Annotated in this window: 2 protein-coding genes, 2 pseudogenes and 1 other annotated feature; all 4 genes and pseudogenes read right to left on the bottom strand. The window is 66.8% G+C overall.

Features of this window, described 5'->3' with window-relative positions; all coding sequences use genetic code 11:
- Positions 1–199 (bottom strand): annotated as a pseudogene (locus DD1DGNOD_RS05140) (IS3 family transposase); the annotation flags it as partial.
- Positions 113–217: a sequence feature (AL1L pseudoknot), on the bottom strand. Its footprint overlaps the pseudogene before it by 87 nt.
- 97 nt (positions 218–314) lie before the next feature.
- A complete protein-coding gene (locus DD1DGNOD_RS05135) occupies positions 315–815 on the bottom strand; it encodes a group II intron maturase-specific domain-containing protein (RefSeq protein ID WP_241255475.1) in 501 nt (166 codons plus the stop codon).
- A gap of 196 nt (positions 816–1,011) precedes the next feature.
- A pseudogene (locus DD1DGNOD_RS30690) lies at positions 1,012–1,410 on the bottom strand (maturase); the annotation flags it as partial.
- 205 nt (positions 1,411–1,615) lie between these two features.
- Positions 1,616–2,276 (bottom strand): transposase (locus DD1DGNOD_RS05125; protein WP_165036432.1); only part of this gene is annotated, 661 nt, incomplete at its 5' end.

Genomic DNA, 2,276 nt, shown 5'->3' with positions numbered 1-2,276 from the left:
CCCCGTACACCTCGTAATTCTCCTTGTACACGCGGGCGATCTGTTCTTTGAGCTCGGCGTCGCGCACAGACCGGGCCGACACCGGCCTGCTTTTTGCGGCGTAGTAGGTGGACGGGGCGAACTGCAAGACTTCGCAGATCGGCTCGACCCCGGCCACGTCCTTGTGTTCATCGATGAATGCGACTACTTCGGCAGTCACGGGTCGGTGAAGTCGGCCCGGGACGCGGTTCCGACCTTTCGGCCGGTCCGTTTTCCCGGGCCGCTTTCAAGGCACCGGGCGCTCCACAAGTCCCGCTGTGGCTCGTACGTGCTCGTCAGGCAGCCGCAGGCCAGGGAGAGGGGATGACTGATCCCCGGTACCGGTAGCGTGTGGTGCTCACCTTTTCCGGATTAAACAGTTCCCCGTTCTGGCCTGTAGGCCACCATCCGCCGCCGCAGTAGCGGCGGCGCAGTTCCTTCCAGGTGGACCGGCGGTGTTTCCGGCGTATCCATCGCCATACCGTCTCGAACACGTAATGGTTCAGGTAGGCGAAGGTTACCGACGACACCCCGGGCCGGAAATAGGCGCACCAGCCCCTCAACGCAGGGTTGAGCCTGCGTATCAGATCGTCGAGAGGCTGGTTCACCTCGACCTCGCGGCACAGCGTCTTCACCTTGGCCGTGACCGCCTTGACGGACTTCTTAGCCGGGTAGGAGTAGACGTAGTACTCGCGCGTGCCTCTCTTCCGGTGGCGCTGGATGCGCCACCCGAGAAAGTCAAGGCCGTCATCGATGTGGGTGATCAGAGTCTTCTCCCGCGACAGGCGCAAACCCATCGTGGACAAGACCTCCGCGATCTCCTCTCGCAAGGCTTCGGCATCGGCTTCGGTACCTTTGACCACCAGGCACCGGTGAGTAGGCCGGGGGAATCGCACCCCCGGCCCCTCGTAGAGTCGGGTAGGCCGCCGACGAGGTGCCCGCGTGGGGCGGGTCCTTTTCCGTCGGCCTCCCGCCGAACGATATGTGCGCCTTTCAGTGCATATCGCTCTCCAGTGGTTGTGCCGTAGGTTGCGTGGTTGGCCGTCCGGCGTGGATCGCCTCGTGGCAGGGACGGCAGACCACGAGGGTCTTGCGCCGCCGCATCGCCATGAGTCGGACCCAGGCCGGTCTCTCGCGTCGTCCTGGTTTGTTGAGATCTGCGAGGTGGCGGACATGGTGAACTTCCACGTTGTCCGTTGCTCCGCATATCTCGCAGCCGCCCGCGAGGAGCCGGTGGATCAGCTCGTTTCCGCGGACGGTGCCCAGCGTCGGCGCTTGATCGGTGAGGGCTGCGGTGCGCTGTCGGTGCAGCGGGACACCACCGAAACGTGCGACCAATGGTTTCCTGCCGTCGCCGCGCTGGACGGTGACCTGGAAGCAGGTTCTCGGCCCAATGGCGCTGCTTTAAGGCGATCGTGGTCGGTCGAGGCAGTGGAGTTCGATGCGTCGGGTGACGTTGACCACGCTGGGTTCGTCGGGCCGGCGGGCGGGGAAGTCGCCGGCTTTCTTGGTCTTGCGGGGGCTGGCGCGGTCGGGGCGGTCCCGGACGAACGTCGTGGGTCGCAGGATCTTGAGGAGGAAGGTGGCCAGTGCCAGGTCACGCTGGTGAGGGGGGAAAGCCCGCCGTGATCGTGTCGGTCGCGGCGGCCAGGGCGTGGCGGAAGCTGATCCTGCCTGGGGGGATGCCGGCGGCGTCGACGGCGGCGCCGACGAGCTGGTGGATCGCCTGGTAGACCGCGAACAGCGCCCACATCTCCTGCGCGACGCCTTCGGGGTCCTTGCTGCGCAGGACGGGCTGACCTTCGCCCATGTCGGTCTTGTGGTGGCCGATCACGGTCTCGCATCCCCACCGGTCCGGGTAGGCGCAGGCCAGGTCCAGCGCCGGGTACTCGGTGACGTCGAGGAGGTCGGTGACCAGGCAGAACAGCTCCGAGCAGGATGCGGTGCCGCCGCTGGCGGGGGTGGTGTGCACGGTGTACTCGACGACCCGGACCGTGATCGGTGGGCCGTCGGGCTTCCGCGCGGGCCTGAGCTCGGCCAGGTAGGTGCCGTCCGCCAGGACCCGGACCGGTGTCGACGCGAACGACGCCGAGGCCCGCCACAGGATGTGCGCGCCGGTTGCCAGCACGTCCCGGACCAGCCGGTGGGACAGGAAGTTACGGTCGGCCAACACGAGCACGCCGGGTCCGAAGCAGGAAAGCAGATCGGCCGCCAGGGTCTGTTCCCCGGCCGTGTAGGCGCCGAACGTGGCACCCACC

This window comes from Candidatus Protofrankia californiensis, assembly GCF_900634765.1.
GTDB classification, from domain to species: Bacteria; Actinomycetota; Actinomycetes; order Frankiales; family Frankiaceae; genus Protofrankia; species Protofrankia californiensis.
Note: the sequence above shows the minus strand (reverse complement) of the source record. Positions and strands in the feature narration are given on the sequence as shown.

Excerpts from the sequence above, each read along its gene's own strand:
- DD1DGNOD_RS05135 (WP_241255475.1), bottom strand. The coding sequence starts at position 815 with ATGGGTTTGCGCCTGTCGCGGGAGAAGACTCTGATCACCCACATCGAT.